General features: G+C 71.3%; 15 protein-coding genes. 8 read left to right on the top strand and 7 right to left on the bottom strand.

Going from position 1 to position 20,014, the window contains the following annotated elements:
- Positions 1 to 15: 15 nt before the first annotated feature.
- The 6 genes from ACY3FI_RS15285 to ACY3FI_RS15260 all read right to left on the bottom strand — a co-directional run bounded on the left by ACY3FI_RS15285 (position 16) and on the right by ACY3FI_RS15260 (position 5,356).
- Positions 16 to 1,269, bottom strand: coding sequence for an Nramp family divalent metal transporter (locus tag ACY3FI_RS15285; RefSeq protein WP_462548451.1), 1,254 nt, complete (start codon positions 1,267 to 1,269; stop codon positions 16 to 18).
- Positions 1,270 to 1,333: 64 nt separating this feature from the next.
- Entirely contained in the window at positions 1,334 to 2,041 is a 708-nt protein-coding gene (locus ACY3FI_RS15280; protein ID WP_462548450.1) for a CGNR zinc finger domain-containing protein, read from the bottom strand.
- Positions 2,042 to 2,088: 47 nt separating this feature from the next.
- Positions 2,089 to 2,562 carry a SprT-like domain-containing protein gene (locus ACY3FI_RS15275; RefSeq protein ID WP_462548449.1) on the bottom strand — a complete coding sequence of 158 codons (474 nt, stop codon included), beginning with the start codon at positions 2,560 to 2,562 and terminating at the stop codon, positions 2,089 to 2,091.
- Entirely contained in the window at positions 2,559 to 3,404 is an 846-nt protein-coding gene (locus ACY3FI_RS15270; protein ID WP_462548448.1) for a hypothetical protein, read from the bottom strand. The genes ACY3FI_RS15275 and ACY3FI_RS15270 overlap by 4 nt, the downstream gene beginning before the upstream one ends.
- Positions 3,405 to 3,526: 122 nt before the next feature.
- On the bottom strand, positions 3,527 to 4,324 hold the full coding sequence (locus ACY3FI_RS15265) for a DUF5336 domain-containing protein (protein ID WP_462548447.1): 798 nt from the start codon (positions 4,322 to 4,324) through the stop codon (positions 3,527 to 3,529).
- A 189-nt stretch (positions 4,325 to 4,513) separates the two neighbouring features.
- Positions 4,514 to 5,356 (bottom strand): spermidine synthase, encoded by an 843-nt coding sequence (locus tag ACY3FI_RS15260; RefSeq protein WP_462548446.1) that lies wholly within the window; start codon positions 5,354 to 5,356, stop codon positions 4,514 to 4,516.
- A 133-nt stretch (positions 5,357 to 5,489) separates the two neighbouring features.
- Between ACY3FI_RS15260 and ACY3FI_RS15255 the strand changes: the two genes are divergently transcribed.
- From ACY3FI_RS15255 to ACY3FI_RS15230, 6 genes are all read left to right on the top strand, one after another.
- Positions 5,490 to 6,005 (top strand): hypothetical protein, encoded by a 516-nt coding sequence (locus ACY3FI_RS15255; protein ID WP_462548445.1) that lies wholly within the window; start codon positions 5,490 to 5,492, stop codon positions 6,003 to 6,005.
- Complete coding sequence (locus tag ACY3FI_RS15250) at positions 6,002 to 7,219, top strand: sensor histidine kinase (protein ID WP_462548444.1); 1,218 nt, start codon at positions 6,002 to 6,004, stop codon at positions 7,217 to 7,219. Before ACY3FI_RS15255 ends, ACY3FI_RS15250 begins: the two co-directional genes overlap by 4 nt.
- The gene (locus ACY3FI_RS15245) at positions 7,216 to 7,893 is read left to right on the top strand and encodes a response regulator transcription factor (RefSeq protein WP_462548443.1); all 678 of its coding nucleotides are present in this window, start codon (positions 7,216 to 7,218) and stop codon (positions 7,891 to 7,893) included. The genes ACY3FI_RS15250 and ACY3FI_RS15245 overlap by 4 nt, the downstream gene beginning before the upstream one ends.
- A gap of 307 nt (positions 7,894 to 8,200) precedes the next feature.
- Positions 8,201 to 8,719: a hypothetical protein gene (locus ACY3FI_RS15240; RefSeq protein ID WP_462548442.1), complete on the top strand. Its 519-nt coding sequence runs from the start codon at positions 8,201 to 8,203 to the stop codon at positions 8,717 to 8,719.
- A gap of 366 nt (positions 8,720 to 9,085) precedes the next feature.
- Positions 9,086 to 12,574, top strand: coding sequence for a DNA-directed RNA polymerase subunit beta (rpoB, locus tag ACY3FI_RS15235; RefSeq protein ID WP_462548441.1), 3,489 nt, complete (start codon positions 9,086 to 9,088; stop codon positions 12,572 to 12,574).
- A 47-nt stretch (positions 12,575 to 12,621) separates the two neighbouring features.
- A complete protein-coding gene (locus ACY3FI_RS15230) occupies positions 12,622 to 16,503 on the top strand; it encodes a DNA-directed RNA polymerase subunit beta' (RefSeq protein ID WP_462548440.1) in 3,882 nt (1,293 codons plus the stop codon).
- Between the two features lie 128 nt (positions 16,504 to 16,631).
- Here the strand turns inward: ACY3FI_RS15230 and ACY3FI_RS15225 are convergent, their stop codons facing one another.
- Positions 16,632 to 17,027 (bottom strand): VOC family protein, encoded by a 396-nt coding sequence (locus ACY3FI_RS15225; protein ID WP_462548439.1) that lies wholly within the window; start codon positions 17,025 to 17,027, stop codon positions 16,632 to 16,634.
- 101 nt (positions 17,028 to 17,128) lie between these two features.
- Between ACY3FI_RS15225 and ACY3FI_RS15220 the strand changes: the two genes are divergently transcribed.
- On the top strand, positions 17,129 to 18,154 hold the full coding sequence (locus ACY3FI_RS15220) for a GNAT family N-acetyltransferase (protein ID WP_462548438.1): 1,026 nt from the start codon (positions 17,129 to 17,131) through the stop codon (positions 18,152 to 18,154).
- A gap of 181 nt (positions 18,155 to 18,335) precedes the next feature.
- Entirely contained in the window at positions 18,336 to 20,006 is a 1,671-nt protein-coding gene (locus ACY3FI_RS15215; protein WP_462548437.1) for a GspE/PulE family protein, read from the top strand.
- Positions 20,007 to 20,014: the final 8 nt, after the last annotated feature.

The raw sequence follows: 20,014 nt of genomic DNA, 5'->3' as shown, positions 1-20,014 counted from the left end.
TCCCACTGGTCGCGTTCACCCCGCGAGGGTGAGCGCGACCAGTGTCACGTTGAGCGCCACGATGACGAGTGCGATGACCGCGGCCACCACGCGCGTGGCCACGGCGTTGACGTCCGTGCCCATCACGCTCCGCCGCGACGTGTAGACCACGAGCGGCACGATCGCGAAGGCGATCCCGAAGCTCAGCACCACCTGGCTCACCACGAGCAGCATCGTCGGGTCGGCGCCGACCGCCAGCAGCACGAGTGCCGGCACCAGCGTCACGAGCCGTCGGACGACGAGCGGCACCCGCACGTGCAGCAGACCGTGCATGATCTCGGCGCCGGCCATGCAGCCCACCGAGGTCGAGGCCAGCCCGGACGCGAGCAGCCCCACGGCGAAGAGCACCCCGACGACCGGGCCCACGTTCGTGGCGATCGCCTGCTGTGCCCCGGGGATCGTGTCGGTGCCGTCGGCGCCCGGCAGCGTCGCCGCGGCGAGCACGAGCATGCAGACGTTCACGCCGCCGGCGACGACGAGCGCGAGTGCCACGTCCCACCGCGTCGCGACGAGCACCCGGCGGCGCTCCGGGCCGGCCTGGACGTCGCCGTGCCGGTCGCGCGCGAGCGCCGAGTGCAGGTACACGGCGTGCGGCATCACCGTCGCGCCGAGCATGGAGGCCGCGAGCATCACCGACTCGGAGCCCTCGAACCGCGGGACCAGTCCGCCGAGCAGCTCCGCCGGGGCCACCGGGGCGAACAGCAGGCCCGCGCAGAAGCCGACCGTCAGGACCGCCAGCATGGTCGTGACCACGGCCTCGAAGGTCCGGGTCCCGCGGCGGCTGTGCAGCGTGAGCAGCAGCATCGACACCACACCCGTGATCGCTCCGCCCGCGACCAGCGGCAGCCCGAACAGCAGGTGCAGCGCGAGCGCCCCACCGATGACCTCGGCGACGTCGGTGGCCGCCGCCACGACCTCCGCCTGCGCCCAGAAGAGCAGCCGCGGTGCACGGCGCATCCGGAGCCCGAGGTGCTCGGGCAGCGACCGCCCCGTCACGACGCCGAGCTTGGCGGACAGGTACTGCACGACCACGGCGCTGGCGTTCGCCGCGACGAGCACCCAGAGCAGCAGGTAGCCGTACTTCGCACCTGCGGTCAGGTTCGCGGCGACGTTGCCGGGATCGACGTAGGCGATGGCCGCGACGAAGGCCGGGCCGAGCAGCGTCAGGCCGGCGGCCCGCTTCCGTGGCGTCCGGCCGGGGGCGCGGGGCGGGGTCGCGGTCTCGGTCATGCGCCCAGCATGCCAGAGGATTCGGCGCACCGAATCCAGGAATTCGGGAGGGTTACGCGCCTGCTCAGCCCGCCGCGCGTCGTGCCCGGTGTGCGCGCACCTTCGCCCGGTTCCCACAGCGCTGCATCGAGCACCAGCGCCGCGTCCCACCCCGCGAGGAGTCGTAGAACACGAGCCCGCAGTCCTCGGCCGAACAGCGGCTGAGCCGCGTCGGCTGCCCGTCGGCCGCGACGTCGTCGAACCCGACCTCGGTGAACAGGGCCACGGCGTCACGGGCGACGCTGGACAGCGCCTGCGCCAGGCGGACCCGGTTGGCCCCGGCCCGACGCCGGCCGCCCGGGAGGCTCGGCGGCACGTCCGGCAGGGCGGCGAACAGGTTCACGGTGTCGATGTCGTCGGGTGCGGGCCGTGTCCGGCCGGTCCCGGCGCGGAGCCCCGCGGCGACCGCAGTGCGCTCCGCGGCGGAAGCGGCCGCTGACGTCGGCGGGGCAGGAGCAGCCGCGCTGGCGAGTCGGGCGATCGCGGCACGGAGCGCGCGGGCGTCCTGCAGCTCGCGGGCGGTCGCGCCGACGTCGATCGGCTCGGTGTGGTCGCCGAGCCACTCGTCGAGGTCGGCGGGGGTGGCGAGGAGCTCCCCGAGGTGGCCGCGCGGGCGTCGGCCGTCCGGGTCGTCGGCGAACCCGCCGGTGTGTGCGAAGTCGAGGGCGATCCGTCCGGCGTCGAAGAACCACGTGGAACCGGCGTCCGTGCGGATGTGCTGCCCCGTGTGCATCCGTCCAGGCTAACCGGTTACCGGCGCGCCTCCACCGACGGCGCCGATCATGCGGTAGCTCGTCCGCCCGCGTCGGAGCGTCTGACCCAGGTGATCGCGTTCCGGCTGTCGTAGCGCCGGGAGCAGCGGGCGCAGGCGAGGGGCCTGGTGGGGGTCCGGTAGCGGTGGTGCTCGTGGCCCGCCGGGCACGTGCCGATCCACGGTGCGAGGTCGCTCGCGATCGGCCCGTCGTGCAGCCGCGACCCGGTGTACCCGAGGGCGGCGGCGGTCCGGCGCCAGGCGGGACCGTGGCCGGCACGGGGTCCGGCGAGCGCGTGGGCGATCTCGTGCAGGAGCACCTGGTCGACGTCGGCGTCGGTGGAGCGCACGGCGAGGTGTCGGCTCACGGTGATGCGCCTCCGGCTGAAGTCGCACTGGCCCGCGCGGGTCTTGGCGTGGTCGAACGCGAAGGACCACGCGCGGCCGAGGTGCTCGGCCATGAGGTGCTCGGCCCGCGTCCGGACCGCCTCGAGCGTGGTCACCGCTCGTCGCGCCCCGGTTCGTCACGGCCGGCCTGGCCCTGCTGGGACGCCCGTGCGGCGATGCGGCCCCAGATGTCGTCGGCGTCGGTGCGCGCGGCGTCGGGAGCCCCGAGCACGCGGCGGCGGATCGGCGGGACCTGCTTGACCGGCTCGGCGACGCGGACAGCGGGCTCGTCGTCCTCAGCCCGGCGGGCGGCGATCTCGCGCGCGGTGCGGGGCTTGTCGTCGGCGGCGGCGGGCTGGGCGGCGACGGAGGCCCGGAGCGCGGCCTCGACGGCGGTGCGCAGTGCCTCGGTGCGCTCGGACGGAGCGCCGGCCTGCCGGAACGCCTGGTAGGCGCGGGACAGCGCGGAGCGGGCCTCGTCGAACCGCGAGAGCTCGAACAGCGACCACCCCTCGAGCTCGGCGGCGGCGCCCTCGAGCTCCGGCCACTCCTCGGTGCGGGCGGTGTCCCGGGCCATCGCGGACTCGGTGGCGGCGCGCTCGTACCGGCCGAGGTCGTGCAGGACGTGCGCGCGGCGGATGCGGGCGGCGACCTTGTCGGACCGCTCGCCGGTGAACATCGTCAGGCGGAAGACCTCCTCCGCGACGACGAGGGCCTCGTCCAACCGTCCGAGCAGGCGGAGGAGCTCGGCACGTTCGGCGAGCGCCTCGGTGCTGCGGCTCTGGCCGAGGTCGCGCAGCCGCTGGTGCACGGCATCGGCGTCGACGGCGGGCCGGAGGCTGATCGGCGCGAAGGTGCTGCCCGGGCTGACACCGGCGGTCACGGGGGCGGCATGGCGCGGCTCCCGGGCACGGTCGGTGCTGTCGGGCTGCTGGCGGTCGTCGGGCGGGAGGGACATCGGTTCGAGGGTAACCGCGCGCTGCCGAGAGCGAGCGGTGCCACGCGCACGGGGGGTACGAGAACGCGGGACGGCCCGCCGTGCCGGAGCACGACGGGCCGTCCGGGGACGCCGGGGCGGCGTCAGGAACCGGTGCCGGTCGCCGCACCCGCGGCGGTCACCGCGACCGTGATGTACGCGACGACCGTGGCGATGGTCGCGACCACGGCGAGCACGATCGCGAAGATGCCCCACCCGCGCCCACGGGCGGTGACGGCGGCGATGATGCCCTGGACGAGCGCCCAGAGGCCGAGGACCGCACCGACACCGATGGCGACGAGGCCGCCGCCCATCTGCGAGAGCGCGGCCGGGTCGTCCATCAGTCGCCGCGTGGCTTCCTGCTGGTCGAAGGTCGTGGTCCCGCCGTTCTGCGCGACGCTCTGGAGGAAGTCCGAGTTGCCGAGCGCGTGGCCGACGATCGCCCCGCCGACGACGCCGAGCACGAGGGACAGCAGCCCGAGCACGAAGGCGACGACGCCGATGGTCTTCTTCTTGCGCTTCGGCTGGTCGTACTGCTGCCAGGCCGGGGCGTTCCCCGCGGCTGCCGCGGCGGCGTGGTGCTGGTGGCCGTCGTGTCGGTCGTGGTCCGAGCGGTCCCACGACGGGGCCTGACCCTGCTGGCCGTACTGGTGGTCGCCCGACTGCTGCTGCCCGTACTGCTGCTGCTCGCCGTACTGCGGCTGCTGCCCGTACTGCTGCTGCTCGCCGTACCGCGGCTGGTCGCCGTACTGCTGGTGGCCGGACTGCGGCTCCCCGTACTGCGTCGACGCGGTCTCGGCGCGCTCGCCGTAGCGCGGCTCGTCGGCGGGGCGCTGCTGCGACGCCTCGCCCCACTCCGGCGTCCGGCCGTCGCGGTCCTCGTTGCTCCGGTCGTTGGTCATCAGGGGACTCCCTCGTTCGCCTCGCGCGGTCGCGCGGTCGTGTCCCCCATTCTGGCAGCCGCACCCGCAGCGCGTCCGGACCCGGTCGGGCTGGACGCGACCGCCCACCGGCCGGGAGGCGCGGTGCCGACCCGCACCGCGCCTCCCGTCCGCTGTGGGTCGCGTCGGGCGCGGGGCGCCGCCCGTGGCTCAGCCCCCGAAGACGCTGCGGTTCGGCTCGGGCGACGCGACGGCCGTCTGGTCGGTGACGATCGGTGCTCCGGCGATGAACGCCCGGAGCTCGGCCCCGTGCACGACCTTCGCCGGCATCGGGTCCGAGGAGTACCGCCGCGGCATCTCGGCCACGGGCAGGTCCGTCGGTGAGCCGAGCAGCACGATGTTCCCGAACCGACGGCCCTTGAGCATCCCGGTGTCCGCGACCGCCGCGACCGACGGCAGCACGGACTGCAGCGTCGACGCCTGCCCCCGGGCGAACGCGAGTCCGGCGCCGTCCGCGACGTTCACCGCCACGATGCCGGTGGGGGAGAGGAACGCCGCCACCTCGCGGTAGAACTCGACGCTCGTCACGTGCGCCGGGATCTGTGAGCCACCGAACACGTCGACGACCGCCAGGTCCACCGTGCCGCGCAGGCCGTTCGGCAGTTTGCCGAGGACCTCGCGCGCGTCGCCGTAGCGCACCCGGATGGAGGCCCCGCGGGGGAACGGCAGCACGTCGCGCACGTGCTCGACGAGGTCCCGTTCCAGCTCGACGACCTGCTGCCGCGAGCCCGGCCGGGTCACCGCGACGTAGCGGGGGAGCGTCAGCGCTCCGGCACCGAGGTGCAGCGCCGTGATCGGGCCGGGCGGCAGCAGGTCGATCGCGTGCCCGATCCGGCGGATGTACTCGAACGCCAGGTGCGTCGGGTCCTCGAGGTCAACGTGGGACTGCGGCGTCCCGTCCACCACGAGCGTGAAGGACCCCGGCCGGTGCCGGTCCGGCTCCACAGCCGCGTACCCCGCACCGATCCGGAACCCGTCGAACGCATCAGCCATGTCCCCAATGGAACACCACCGCCGGTCACCACCCGTTCCCCACCCGTGGGTGGTGGGCCGGGAGCGGGCCGCTCACGAGGCTGGGAGCACCCGGTCGGGAGTCCCCGCCGGTCCACGAACCAGGAGGGACCCCATGTCGGTCCAGCTCGTCGCCAACGTCATCATCGGGATCGCCCTCGTCGCCTTCCTCGCGTACCGCCAGGCCACCTGGCGGTCCCTCGACCCGGCCCGGATCTGGCGGACGCCGCTCGTGCTGGCCGTCGTCGGCGTCGTCGTGCTCGCCCGGTCGGCGGCCACGATCACCACCGCGGACGTCGTGTTCCTCGGCCTCGAGGCGCTCGTCACGGTCGCGGTCGGCCTCACGATGGGGCGCATCACCCGCTTCCGGACCGTCGACACCCCGGACGACGAGGGCCGCACGCTGCAGGCCCGCACCGGCTGGACCGGGGCCGGACTCTGGGTCCTCCTGATCGCCGTCCGGATCGGCCTCGACGTCCTCGGCGGTCACCTCGGCGCACACCTGCTCACCTCGACCGGCACGATCCTGCTCGTCCTCGCACTGAACCGGGCCGCCCGCGCCGTGGTCCTCGACCAGCGGATCCCCCGCGCCGAGGCCGGCGCCGGGCGCCGGGGCATGATGGTCCGGTGACGCTGCGCACCGAGCCCGCACGGTCCGACCTCCGCGGGGGGCGGCCCGCTGCGGGCGGCCGGCCCGCCCGGAGCGTCTCCGGCGGCCTCAACGCGATCGGCATCCTCGTCGTTGCGTTCTGGTTCACCCGGAACGGGATCGGCCTGCACCACCCGGCCTGGGTCTGGGCGCTCGGGGCCGTGGCGCTCGCCGCCTGGGCCGTCCGCGAGTACGCCAGACCCCCGCGCCTCGTCCTCGCCGGCGCGGTCGTCATGGTCGCGGCGGGGTCGCTCGTGGTCGTGCCGACCGGGTCGCTCATGGTCGTTCCGGTGATCCTCGGCATCGTCTCGCTCGGCGTCGCCCCGCAGCTGCCGGTGTGGACGGGGGCGGTCGCCGCGCTCGTCGCCGTGGTCGTCGTCGCCGTCACGGCCGCCTCGTCGCAGGTCTCCGTGCAGTTCGTCCTCGGCACGGCCGGCGGACTGCTCCTCGGGGTCCTGGTCGGGTTCAGCCGGCGACAGTTCCGCCTCGCCGAGGACCGGGCTCGCGAGGCCGAGCGTGAGCAGCAGCGCGCCGTGCTCCTCGCCGACCGGGCGCGGGCGGCACGCGACGTGCACGACGTGCTCGCACACTCGCTCGGCGGCCTCGTGCTGCAGCTCGACGCGGTCGAGGCGCTCCTCGAGGCCGGCCGGGTCGAGGACGCGACGCGTCGGGCGGGGGAGGCCAGGACCCTCGCGGCGGACGGGCTCGCCGAGGCGCGCCGGGCGGTGCGGACGCTGCGGGAGGACCCCGCGCCCGGGACCGACGCCGTGGCGGACGTGCCGGTGGTGGCGGAGGCGGGACGTTCCTCCAGGCCGGCCGACGACGGCATCGCCGCCCTCGTCGACGCGCACCGCGCGTTCGGCGGGACCGTCGTCACGCACGGGGACACGACGCTCACCGACCTCGACGCGGCGCACCGCGCCGCCGTGGTCCAGGTCGTCCGGGAGGCGCTCAGCAACGCCCGCAGGCACGCGCCCGGCCGCCCCGTGACCCTGTCCGTCACCCGGGACGGCTCCGCCGTGTCCGTGTCCGTCTCGAACCCGCTGGCCGACGTCGGGCAGGGGCTGCGCGGGATGCGCGAGCGGATCGCCGAGCTGGGCGATGCCACCGTCGAGGCGGGCCGGGCGGACGAGGTCTTCGTCGTGGTGGTGCGCCTGCCGACGGCGAGCGTGTCCGCCGCGGAGGACACGCGATGACCGTCCGTGTGCTCGTCGTCGACGACCAGGCGATCGTGCGGGACGGTCTCGTCACGGTGCTCTCCCTGGTCCCGGACCTGCAGGTGGTCGGCGAGGCGTCCGACGGGGCCGAGGCGCTCGACCTCGTGGCGCGGGAGCGACCGGACGTCGTGCTCATGGACCTGCGGATGCCGGGCGTCGACGGACCGACCGCGACCGCCCGCATCGCCGCCGAGCACCCGGCGACTGCGGTGCTCGTGCTCACGACCTACGCCGACGACGACTCCATCGTGACCGCACTCCGGGCGGGGGCCCGTGGCTACCTGACGAAGGACGCCGGCCGTGCCGAGATCGCGACGGCGATCCGAGCGGTGGCCTCCGGGCAGGCGACGTTCGACGCGTCGGTCGGGGCGCGGCTCGTGGCGCAGCTCGGCGCACCCCCGGCAGCGGAGCCGGGCCGAGCGGTCGCGGCGGCCGACGGTGCGGTCCCGCCGGGGGTGCGCGAGCGGTTCCCCGGGCTGACGCCGCGCGAGGCGGACGTGCTCGAACGGATCGCCGACGGTCGGACCAACCCGGAGATCGCCGCCGAGCTGTTCCTGACCGTGCCGACGGTGAAGTCGTACGTGAACCAGGTGTTCGCGAAGCTCGGGGTCCGGTCGCGCGCGGAGGCCGTCGCCCTCGTCCTGCGTCCGTAGCGCTCCCGGAGTTCGATGCGTCTGCATCGACGGACAGCAGACGCCAAGGAACGTCGCCTACCGTTCACCTCGTCGTCACCCGCGGCCGTCGACCCGCGCACCCCCACAGCGTGCGGATCCGGCCGTCGGCGTGACCGCGACGTGCCGCGAGCGACCCCCACCGCCCGAGCCTGCGCGTCGCCGGCGTGCCCGGTCCCGGACGTCCGCGCGCCGCACCCGAGTCCTGCCAGCGTCGCCCGGCCTCGATCCCACGCGCGCGGCGCCGTCCGCCGCGCGTCGACCGGCCCCCACGCCGCAGGAGCACCCCGTGACCGACACCGTGAGCATCCCCACCACCGCCTGGCCGACCCGTTCGAGCGTCGTCAGCCCGCCCCCCGCGCCCCTGCACGACGAGCGCGAGGTCGCCCCCACCTGGATGCGCGCCGTCGGCGCCGTCCTGCTGCTCGGCGGCGGAGCGCTCGCCGCGGCGGTCCTCGGCTGGCCCGGCGACGCCCCCGAGACCGCCCTGCTCGTCCCCGCGCTGGTCGCCGTCGTCGCGGGCTTCCTGCTCCTCGTCGCACGGTCGGGCCTCACCGTGACGCGGTCGGCCGTCGTCCTGCACTTCCGGCCCCTGCCCGACCGGCGGATCGCCCGCTCCCGCATCGCCGACGTCCGGCTCGTCGAGGCCGACGCCGCGACGTACGGCGGACTCGGACTGCGGGTCCGCCGGGGCACGCGCGCACTCATCCTGAGCCCCGGGACCGGGCTGGAACTCACCGACGACCGGGGGCGTGTGACCTTCGTCCGGACGCGGCGGCCGGAGTCGGCGATCCGCGCGCTGCGCTGACGCCGCGTGCCCGCCGACGGGAATGTCGGCGTGTCGGAGCGACTTATACACGCCGATGCCGAATCCGGTCAAGTAAGGACTGGACAGCGCGCACGGGGGCGACCTATGATGACAGTTCGCGCTCCCTGGCATCCGTGTGTCGTCATATTGCGGTCGAACACGCGCCCTGGTGAAGCCGGTCCCGTATATGGCGGCGGGTCCCGCTCACCGATCATCGCACAGGTCGATCCGTCCGGTCGTGTACCGGCTGGACGTGTCCTGCCCGTCGTGCGGTGATCACCCCGGGGTCGCGCCGAGCGATCAATCCACTCACCTACGTGCTGCTCGTCAGTACCGGCCCGACGGGGCCTACCGGAGGTCACACCCTTGGCTGCTGCGCCCAACGCATCCACCAACCCCAAGAACGGTCGCAACCACTCGCGACTCTCGTTCGCCAAGATCACGGACACCCTCACGGTTCCTGATCTGCTCGCCCTCCAGACGGAGAGCTTCGACTGGCTCGTCGGCAACGACGTCTGGAAGGCCCGCCTCGCCGAGGGGCAGGAGCAGGGTCGTACCGACCTCGCGCTGCACTCCGGCCTCGAGGAGATCTTCGAGGAGATCTCCCCGATCGAGGACCTCGGCGAGACCATGCAGCTCGGCTTCACGTCGCCCGAGCTCGAGGACCCGAAGTACTCGATCGACGAGTGCAAGGAGCGTGGCAAGACCTACGCGGCCCCGCTCTACGTCAACGCCGAGTTCATGAACCACATGACCGGTGAGATCAAGACGCAGACGGTCTTCATGGGCGACTTCCCGCTCATGACCGAGCGTGGCACGTTCATCATCAACGGCACCGAGCGCGTCGTCGTCTCGCAGCTCGTCCGTTCGCCCGGCGTGTACTTCGAGCGCCAGCAGGAGAAGACGTCCGACAAGGACATCTACTCCGCTCGCGTGATCCCGTCGCGCGGTGCGTGGCTCGAGTTCGAGATCGACAAGCGCGACCAGGTCGGCGTCCGCATCGACCGCAAGCGCAAGCAGTCGGTCACGGTCTTCCTGAAGGCGCTCGGCATGACGAGCGAAGAGATCATGGAGGAGTTCCAGGGCTTCGCCTCGATCGAGTCGACCCTCGAGAAGGACGCCATCCTCACGAAGGAAGAGGCGCTCAAGGACATCTACCGCAAGCTGCGTCCGGGCGAGCAGGTCGCCGCCGAGGCCGCGCGTGCGCTCCTCGACAACTTCTTCTTCAACCCGAAGCGCTACGACCTCGCGAAGGTCGGCCGCTACAAGGTCAACCGCAAGCTGGGCATCGACGCGCCGCTGAGCGACTCGGTCCTGACCGTGCAGGACATCGTCCGCACGATCAAGTACCTCGTCTCGCTGCACGCCGAGAAGACCACGCTCGACGGTGTCCGCGACGGTGAGCCGGTGCAGCTGCGCCTCGACGTGGACGACATCGACCACTTCGGCAACCGCCGCATCCGCGCCGTCGGCGAGCTCATCCAGAACCAGGTCCGCACGGGTCTGTCCCGCATGGAGCGCGTCGTCCGCGAGCGCATGACCACGCAGGACATCGAGGCCATCACGCCGCAGACGCTCATCAACGTGCGTCCCGTCGTCGCCGCGATCAAGGAGTTCTTCGGGACCTCCCAGCTGTCGCAGTTCATGGACCAGAACAACCCGCTCGCGGGCCTGACGCACAAGCGTCGTCTGTCGGCCCTCGGCCCGGGTGGTCTCTCCCGTGAGCGCGCCGGCGTCGAGGTCCGTGACGTCCACCCGTCGCACTACGGCCGCATGTGCCCGATCGAGACCCCGGAAGGCCCGAACATCGGCCTGATCGGTTCGCTCGCGTCGTTCGGTCGGATCAACTCCTTCGGCTTCATCGAGACGCCGTACCGTCGCGTCGTGAACGGTCAGGTCACCACGACCATCGACTACCTCACGGCTTCCGAGGAGGACGACTTCGTCGTCGCCCAGGCCAACGCGCCCCTCACCGACTCCTTCCACTTCCAGGACGACAAGGTCCTCGTGCGGAAGAAGGGCGGCGAGGTCGAGCTCGTCGGCAAGGACGAGGTCGACTACATGGACGTCTCGCCGCGCCAGATGGTGTCGGTCGCGACCTCGCTCATCCCGTTCCTCGAGCACGACGACGCGAACCGCGCCCTCATGGGTGCGAACATGCAGCGTCAGGCCGTCCCGCTGCTCCGTTCCGAGTCGCCGCTCGTCGGCACCGGCATGGAGGGCTACACCGCGATCGACGCCGGTGACGTCGTCACCGCCGACAAGGCCGGTGTGGTCTCCGAGGTCTCGGCCGACGCCGTGACCCTGCAGCTCGACGAGGGCGGCACGCAGACCTACTACCTGCGCAAGTTCGACCGCTCCAACCAGGGCACGAGCTACAACCACCGCGTCATCGTCTCCGCAGGCGAGCGCGTGGAGCAGGGCGAGGTCATCGCCGACGGCCCCGCGACGGAGAACGGCGAGCTCGCGCTCGGCAAGAACCTCCTCGTCGCGTTCATGCCGTGGGAGGGCTACAACTACGAGGACGCGATGATCCTGTCGCAGAACCTCGTGAAGGACGACACGCTCTCCTCGATCCACATCGAGGAGTACGAGGTCGACGCCCGTGACACGAAGCTCGGCAAGGAGGAGATCACCCGCGACCTCCCGAACGTCAGCCCGGACCTCCTGGCCGACCTCGACGAGCGCGGCATCATCCGCATCGGTGCCGAGGTCCGCCCCGGCGACATCCTGGTCGGCAAGGTCACGCCGAAGGGCGAGACCGAGCTCTCCGCCGAGGAGCGCCTGCTCCGCGCGATCTTCAACGAGAAGTCGCGCGAGGTGCGCGACACCTCGCTGAAGGTGCCCCACGGTGAAGAGGGCACGATCATCGGCGTCAAGGTGTTCGACTCGCAGGACGGCGACGACGAGCTCGGCTCGGGCGTCAACCAGCGCGTGGTCGTCTACATCGCCCAGAAGCGCAAGATCACCGCGGGCGACAAGCTCGCCGGTCGTCACGGCAACAAGGGCGTCATCTCGACGATCCTGCCGGTCGAGGACATGCCGTTCCTCGCGGACGGCACCCCGGTCGACATCGTGCTGAACCCGCTCGGCGTCCCCGGCCGCATGAACTTCGGCCAGGTCCTCGAGATCCACCTCGGGTGGCTCGCGAAGCAGGGCTGGAACGTCGAGGGCATCCAGGAGTGGGCGTCCGCCCTCCCCGAGGCCGCCCACAGCGCCGAGCCCGGCACGAAGGTCGCGACCCCGGTGTTCGACGGTGCGTACGAGCGTGAGATCGAGGGCCTCCTCGACTCCACGCTCCCGAACCGTGACGGGGAGCGCCTGATCGGGTCCTCCGGCAAGGCGCAGCTCTTCGACGGCCGCTCCGGCGAGCCGTTCCCGGAGCCCGTGTCGGTCGGCTACATGTACATCCTCAAGCTGCACCACCTGGTCGACGACAAGATCCACGCCCGTTCGACCGGCCCGTACTCGATGATCACGCAGCAGCCGCTGGGTGGTAAGGCGCAGTTCGGTGGACAGCGCTTCGGCGAGATGGAGGTGTGGGCGCTCGAGGCGTACGGCGCCGCGTACGCCCTCCAGGAGCTCCTGACGATCAAGTCCGACGACATCCTCGGCCGCGTGAAGGTCTACGAGGCGATCGTCAAGGGCGAGAACATCCAGGAGCCCGGCATCCCGGAGTCGTTCAAGGTCCTCATGAAGGAGATGCAGTCGCTCTGCCTGAACGTCGAGGTCCTCTCGGCGGACGGCCAGGCGGTCAGCCTCCGCGACACGGACGACGAGGTCTTCCGTGCCGCTGAAGAGCTCGGCATCAACATCTCCTCGCGGTTCGAGTCGTCGTCCGTCGACGACATCTGATCCCGCCCGTACCGAACACGTTTCGAACTCAGCAAGAGAGAAGAACATTGCTCGAAGCAACGTCATTTGACGCCATCCGGATCGGCCTCGCAACCGCCGAGGACATCCGTCAGTGGTCGTACGGCGAGGTCAAGAAGCCGGAGACGATCAACTACCGCACCCTCAAGCCCGAGAAGGACGGTCTGTTCGGTGAGCAGATCTTCGGTCCGTCCCGCGACTGGGAGTGCGCCTGCGGCAAGTACAAGCGCGTCCGGTTCAAGGGCATCGTGTGCGAGCGCTGCGGCGTCGAGGTCACCAAGTCCTCGGTCCGCCGCGAGCGCATGGGCCACATCGAGCTCGCCGCGCCCGTCACGCACATCTGGTACTTCAAGGGCGTCCCGTCGCGCCTCGGGTACCTCCTCGACATGGCGCCGAAGGACCTCGAGAAGGTCATCTACTTCGCGGCGTACATGATCATCGACATCGATGAAGAGGGCCGTCACGCCGACATGCCCGGTCTCGAGAACGAGATGCGCCTCGAGATCAAGAACCTCGAGGGTCAGCGCGACTCGATCATCGCGGACCGCCTCAAGAAGCTCGAGGACGACCTCGCGGCGCTCGAGGAAGAGGGTGCCAAGGCCGACGTGAAGCGCCGGACCAAGGACACCGCCGAGAAGGAGATGTCCCAGGTCCGCAAGTCCTTCGACGAGGACATCACCCGCCTCGAGCGCGTGTGGGAGGACTTCCGCAACCTCAAGGTCGGCGACCTCAAGCCCGAGGACGCCGTGTTCCACGAGCTCCAGGACCGCTTCGGGATCTACTTCGACGCCTACATGGGCGCCGAGGCGATCAAGCTGCGCCTCGAGGCGTTCGACCTGGCCGCCGAGGCCGAGGCACTGCGTCTGCAGATCGCCGAGGGCAAGGGCCAGAAGAAGATCCGCGCGATCAAGCGCCTGCGCGTCGTCAGCTCCTTCCTCGCCACCGGCAACTCGCCGGCCGCGATGGTGCTCGATGTCGTGCCGGTCATCCCGCCGGAGCTGCGCCCGATGGTGCAGCTCGACGGTGGCCGCTTCGCCACCTCGGACCTCAACGACCTCTACCGTCGTGTGATCAACCGCAACAACCGTCTCCGCCGCCTGCTCGACCTCGGTGCCCCCGAGATCATCGTGAACAACGAGAAGCGCATGCTGCAGGAAGCGGTCGACGCGCTGTTCGACAACGGTCGTCGTGGTCGTCCGGTCACGGGTACCGGCAACCGCGCCCTGAAGTCCCTGAGCGACATGCTCAAGGGCAAGCAGGGTCGTTTCCGCCAGAACCTGCTCGGCAAGCGCGTCGACTACTCGGGCCGTTCGGTCATCATCGTCGGCCCGCAGCTCAAGCTGCACCAGTGCGGTCTGCCGAAGCAGATGGCGCTCGAGCTGTTCAAGCCGTTCGTCATCAAGCGCCTCATCGACCTGTCGCACGCGCAGAACATCAAGTCGGCCAAGCGCATGGTCGAGCGTTCGCGTCCGCAGGTGTGGGACGTGCTCGAGGAGATCATCCGCGAGCGCCCCGTGCTGCTGAACCGCGCGCCGACCCTGCACCGTCTGGGCATCCAGGCGTTCGAGCCGCAGCTCGTCGAGGGCAAGGCCATCCAGCTCCACCCGCTCGTCTGTGCTGCGTTCAACGCGGACTTCGACGGCGACCAGATGGCCGTGCACCTGCCGCTGTCGGTCGAGGCGCAGGCCGAGGCCCGCATCCTCATGCTGGCGTCGAACAACATCCTCAAGCCGTCGGACGGCCGTCCGGTGACCCTGCCCGCACAGGACATGATCATCGGTCTGCACCACCTGACGACGGTGCGCGAGGGTGCGACCGGTGAGGGCCGTGCGTTCTCGTCCGTCGCCGAGGCGATCCTCGCGAAGGACCAGAACACGCTGCACCTCAACGCGATGGTGAAGATCCGCATGACGGGTGTCCACTTCGCCGAGGGCGAGGCTCCCGAGGGCTACGAGGTCGGTCAGCCGATCCTGCTCGAGACCACCCTGGGTCGTGCGCTCTTCAACGAGACGCTGCCGGCGGACTACCCGTTCGTCCAGCGCGTCACCGACAAGGGCACCCTCTCCGCGATCGTCAACGACCTCGCCGAGCGGTACTCCAAGACCGAGACGGCCGCCGCGCTGGACCGGATCAAGGACGCGGGCTTCTACTGGGGCACGCGCTCCGGTGTCACCGTGGCGCTCTCCGACGTCGTGACGCCTCCTCGCAAGAAGGAGATCATCGCGGGCTACGAGATCCAGGCCGCCAAGGTGCAGGGCGAGTTCGACAAGGGTCTGATCACCGACGCGGAGCGCCGCGCCGACCTGATCAAGATCTGGACCGAGGCCACGAACGAGATCGCGCAGGAGATGCGCGACAACTTCCCGGTCGACAACACCATCAACCGCATGGTGTCGTCGGGTGCTCGTGGTAACTGGCTGCAGGTGCGCAACATCGCCGGTATGCGTGGTCTGGTGAACAACCCGAAGGGCGAGATCATCGCCCGACCGATCATCAACTCGTACCGCGAGGGCCTGACCGTGGCGGAGTACTTCATCGCCACGCACGGTGCCCGCAAGGGTCTGGCCGACACGGCTCTCCGTACGGCCGACTCGGGCTACCTGACCCGTCGTCTCGTCGACGTGTCGCAGGACGTCATCATCCGTGAGGACGACTGCGGGACGACGCGTGGCCTCGAGCTGCCGATCGCGACCGTGGGTGCCGACGGCAAGCTCGTCCGCGACCCGCGCGTCGAGAACACCGTGTACTCCCGCACCCTGGCCACCGAGGCCGTGGACGCGAAGGGCACGGTCGTCGCCGAGGCCGGTTCGGACGTCGGTGACGTCCTGCTGGACACGCTGCTCGAGGCCGGTGTCGAGAGCATCAAGGTGCGCTCGGTCCTGACCTGCGAGTCGGCCGTCGGTGTCTGCGCGCAGTGCTACGGCCGTTCGCTGGCCACGGGCAACCTCGTCGACATCGGCGAGGCGGTCGGCATCATCGCCGCCCAGTCCATCGGTGAGCCCGGTACCCAGCTGACGATGCGTACCTTCCACACGGGTGGTTCGGCGTCCGCCGACGACATCACCCAGGGTCTGCCGCGTGTCACCGAGCTGTTCGAGGCGCGCACCCCGAAGGGTGCGTCCCCGATCGCCGAGGGCCCGGGTCGCGTCACGATCGAGGACACCGACAAGGGTCGTCGCATCATCCTGACCCCGGACAACGGCGACGAGCCGTTCATCTACCCGGTGCTCAAGCGTGCGACGCTCCTCATCGAGGACGGCCAGCACGTCGAGCTCGGCGAGCAGTTCATCGCCGGCACGGTCGACCCGAAGGAGGTCCTGCGGGTCAAGGGTGTGCGCGAGGTCCAGAAGCACCTCGTCAACGGTGTGCAGGACGTGTACGGCTCGCAGGGCGTGCCGATCCACGACAAGCACATCGAGGTCATCGTGCGTCAGATGCTCCGCAAGGTCACGGTCGTCGACCACGCCGACACCGACCTGCTGCCGGGTGAGCTCGTCGACCGGTCGCGCTACAACGCGATCAACCGTGCGGCGCTGCAGGAGGGTCGCAAGACCGCTTCCGCTCGCCAGGAGGTCATGGGCATCACCAAGGCGTCCCTCGCGACCGAGTCGTGGCTGTCCGCCGCGTCCTTCCAGGAGACCACCCGCGTCCTCACGCAGGCGGCCATGGAGGGCAAGCAGGACCACCTCGTCGGCCTCAAGGAGAACGTCATCATCGGTAAGCTCATCCCCGCGGGGACGGGCCTCAGCCGGTACCGGGACGTGGACGTCGCCGCGACCGAGGAAGCCAAGGCGGAGCGGTACCCCAACCGCATCTTCGCCGACGACTCCTCGTTCTCGGACGCGGACCTGAGCTTCGTCGACTTCGACAGCTTCTCGTCGGACGACTTCACCCCGGGCACCTACAACTGAGCCTGATGTGATCCCACGAAGGCCCCGTCTCCGCAAGGAGGCGGGGCCTTCGTCGTGTCGTCACCCGAGACGGACGGGAGGCACGGTGCGGGCTGGCACCGTGCCTCCCGTCCGTCGCGTGGTGGCGGCTACACCGTGCGGTCGCGCCCGGTGCCGCGGCCGGTGCCGCGGCCCGTCTCGTCGACGAGCGAGAAGAGGCTGAGGACGTTGCCGTCGGGGTCGCGGACGTCGAACCAGTCGACGGCCCCGTCGACGCACTCGACGGGGCCGATGTCGATGCCGAGCGCGCCGATCCGGGCGTGCTGGGCGCGGACGTCGTCGACGCCGAAGCGGACACTGACCGGGTTCTCCTCGGCGGCCTCGTCCTCGTAGAGCTGGATCCAGATGCCGCCGACCTCGTACTCGGCGATGCCGTCCTCGGGTTCGAGGTCCGGTTCGGTGCGCTCGAAGACCGCGCCGTACCAGAGGCAGGACGCCTCGATGTCGGTGACGGGCAGCCCCACGGTCACGCTCGTGATGTCCATGCCCCATCATGTCCCCGACCGGGCGTGCACGTCGAGGGTGTTCTGCGGGGTCCGCGGGGTCCGGCGCCCCCCTTCGCCCGTCGGCCTGGCAGGCTGGGCGGATGGCGACGCTGCGCGAACGGATCACGGCCCCTGCCCACCTCGCCCTCCCGACCCCGGTCGGCGGCCTGACGTTCCGCGCAGCGACGGCGGCGGACCTCGGCGCGGTGCACGCGCTCGCGGTGGCCTGTGCCGCGGTGGACGACCCGCACGCTCGTCCCTCCACGGACGACGTGGCGCGCATGCTGTCCACCGAGGGGATGGACCTCGCCCGGGACACCCTCGTGGGCGTGGATGCTGACGGACATGTGCAGGCAGCAGGGATCGTGGTCGACGTCCCCTCCCGGGTCACCGCGGCGCGTGCCGTGCTCGAGGGGCGGGTCCACCCCGCGTTCCGAGACCGCGGCATCGGCCGACGGGTCCTCGCGTGGCAGGTCGGTCGCGCCCGCCAGCGCCTGGCGACGCTCGACCTCGACCTGCCCGCCACGCTCGAGGTCGGTGCCGCCGACGGTACGGGTGCGCTCCGGCTCGCGGCGCACGCCGGACTGGTCCCGGTGCGCCGGTGGCTCGACATGGAGGCACCCCTCGACCGGCCGGAGTCCGTGGCAGCCCGACCGCCGCTGCCCGACGGGTACACCGTCCGTGCGGCGACCACCGACGACGTCGAGCCGCTCCGGCGCGCCAAGAACGACGCCTTCCGCGACCACTGGGGCTCGCAGCCGATGGTGGCGTCCGACTGGCGCGGCTTCCTCACCGCGGCCAAGAGCCGGCTCGACCTCGCCCGGGTGGTGCTCGGACCGGACGGCACGATCGTGGCATTCGCGATCGTCGAGGTCGATCCGGATGCCTTCGCTGCGCGCGGTCGGTCGTTCGGCTACGTGCACTGGGTCGGCGTCGTCCGGGCCGAGCGCGGTCGTGGGCTGGCGCCCGTGGTGCTCGGCGCAGCGCTCGACGCGATGCGGACGGCCGGGCTGTCCGCCGCGGTCCTGCACGTCGACGCCGAGAACCCGAGCGGTGCCGGACGCATCTACGAGCGCCTCGGGTTCGTCGCCGGGCCGGTGCACGTCACGGCCGCGCTCGAGCTCTGAGGCACCCGGACGGTCGATCCGATACCCGCGGGTACCCCTGCACTGGGGCCACCGGATCCCGCCCCGCCCCCTCGTTGTGGGACTGCGGGGGCGGAACGCGTCGGACGTAGCGTGGACCAGCGCCGAATCGCTGCGGCGCGAACCCCCACGTTCCGCGCGCGACCCGAAGGAGGTCCCGGGCATGGCCACGCTCTCCGAGATCCTCATCCTCAACGGCGCCCTGCCGATCGAGCACCTCGACTCGATGACCGGCGACGAGGAGATCGACGACCGGTCGATCCGCTCCCTCGTCGACCAGGGCCTCGTCAGCGAGGCCCAGTACATCACCGCGCGTGCCGCGTCGAACAACTCGAAGACGGTGCCGCTGACGGACTACCCGGTCGACGGCACCGCGGTGTCGATGCTCCCCGCCGCCCTCTGCCGGCGCCATGGCGTGCTCGGCATCGGGTTCGAGGGGGAGACCCTCGTGCTCGCGATGGTGAACCCGACGAACGTCCTTGCGATCGACGACGCGCGGACCGCCTCCGGCCGCTCCGTGAAGCCGCTGCAGGTCGACGAGCGAGACCTCCTCGCTGCGCTCGACCGCTACCTCCGGGCCGACGACGAGCTGAACGACCTGACCTCCTCGCTCGAGGAGGAGGCCGGGGCGCAGGCGCAGCAGCAGGCCGACCTGACCGACGGCTCGCTCGACGACGTCCCGATCGTCCGCTTCGTGAACCTCCTCGTCTCCCAGGCGATCCAGGACCACGCATCGGACATCCACATCGAGCCGGGTGAGCACGAGGTCCGCGTCCGGTACCGCATCGACGGCGTGCTGCACGAGATGACCCCGGCACCGAAGAACATCCAGAACGGCGTGATCAGCCGACTCAAGATCATGAGCGACATCGACATCGCCGAGCGTCGCAAGCCGCAGGACGGCCGCATGTCGGTGCGGCACGGAGGCCGCCAGATCGACCTCCGCGTGGCGACGCTGCCGACGGTGTGGGGCGAGAAGGTCGTCATGCGGATCCTCGACAACACGAACACGTCGCTGACCCTCAAGGACCTCAACCTCCTCGAGCAGAACTTCCAGGCGTACCAGCGCTCCTACTCGAAGCCGTACGGCATGATCCTCGTCACCGGGCCGACCGGTTCCGGCAAGTCGACGACGCTCTACACGACGCTGAACGCCGTCGCCAAGCCCGAGATCAACGTCATCACCGTCGAGGACCCGGTCGAGTACCGGATGGCGGGCATCAACCAGGTGCAGGTCAACCCGAAGGCCGGCCTGACGTTCGCGTCGGCGCTGCGGTCGATCCTGCGCTCCGACCCCGACGTCGTGCTCCTCGGTGAGATCCGCGACCACGAGACGGCCCAGATCGCCATCGAGGCGTCGCTCACCGGCCACCTCGTCCTCTCGACGCTCCACACGAACGACGCCCCGTCGGCGATCACCCGGCTGACCGAGATGGACATCGAGCCGTTCCTCGTCGGGTCGGCGCTCGACGCGGTGGTCGCCCAGCGCCTCGCTCGACGCCTCTGCGACCGGTGCAAGGCGCCTGCCCAGTACGCGCCCGCGCAGCTCGTGACGCTCGGCTTCCTGCCTGGCGAGGACGCCGACGTGCCGGAGTTCTTCGGCCCGGTCGGCTGCGCGGTCTGCTCGAACACCGGGTACCGCGGACGCATCGCGCTGCACGAGGTGATGACCGTGACCGAGGAGATCGAACGCCTCGCCGTCGCGCGCGCCTCGAGCGCCGAGATCAGCCGCGTCGCCCAGCAGCAGGGCATGCTCACCCTCCGGCAGGACGGGTGGGAGAAGGTCAAGCTCGGACTGACGAGCGTCGACGAGATCCTGCGCGTGGTCGCGTAGGCGCAGGG

Source organism: Curtobacterium sp. RM9 (assembly GCF_054956955.1).
Note: the sequence above shows the minus strand (reverse complement) of the source record. Positions and strands in the feature narration are given on the sequence as shown.

Excerpts from the sequence above, each read along its gene's own strand:
- ACY3FI_RS15285 (WP_462548451.1), bottom strand. The coding sequence starts at position 1,269 with ATGACCGAGACCGCGACCCCGCCCCGCGCCCCCGGCCGGACGCCACGG.
- ACY3FI_RS15280 (WP_462548450.1), bottom strand. The coding sequence starts at position 2,041 with ATGCACACGGGGCAGCACATCCGCACGGACGCCGGTTCCACGTGGTTC.
- ACY3FI_RS15270 (WP_462548448.1), bottom strand. The coding sequence starts at position 3,404 with ATGTCCCTCCCGCCCGACGACCGCCAGCAGCCCGACAGCACCGACCGT.
- ACY3FI_RS15265 (WP_462548447.1), bottom strand. The coding sequence starts at position 4,324 with ATGACCAACGACCGGAGCAACGAGGACCGCGACGGCCGGACGCCGGAG.
- ACY3FI_RS15260 (WP_462548446.1), bottom strand. The coding sequence starts at position 5,356 with ATGGCTGATGCGTTCGACGGGTTCCGGATCGGTGCGGGGTACGCGGCT.
- ACY3FI_RS15255 (WP_462548445.1), top strand. The coding sequence starts at position 5,490 with ATGTCGGTCCAGCTCGTCGCCAACGTCATCATCGGGATCGCCCTCGTC.
- ACY3FI_RS15245 (WP_462548443.1), top strand. The coding sequence starts at position 7,216 with ATGACCGTCCGTGTGCTCGTCGTCGACGACCAGGCGATCGTGCGGGAC.
- ACY3FI_RS15225 (WP_462548439.1), bottom strand. The coding sequence starts at position 17,027 with ATGGACATCACGAGCGTGACCGTGGGGCTGCCCGTCACCGACATCGAG.
- ACY3FI_RS15220 (WP_462548438.1), top strand. The coding sequence starts at position 17,129 with ATGGCGACGCTGCGCGAACGGATCACGGCCCCTGCCCACCTCGCCCTC.
- ACY3FI_RS15215 (WP_462548437.1), top strand. The coding sequence starts at position 18,336 with ATGGCCACGCTCTCCGAGATCCTCATCCTCAACGGCGCCCTGCCGATC.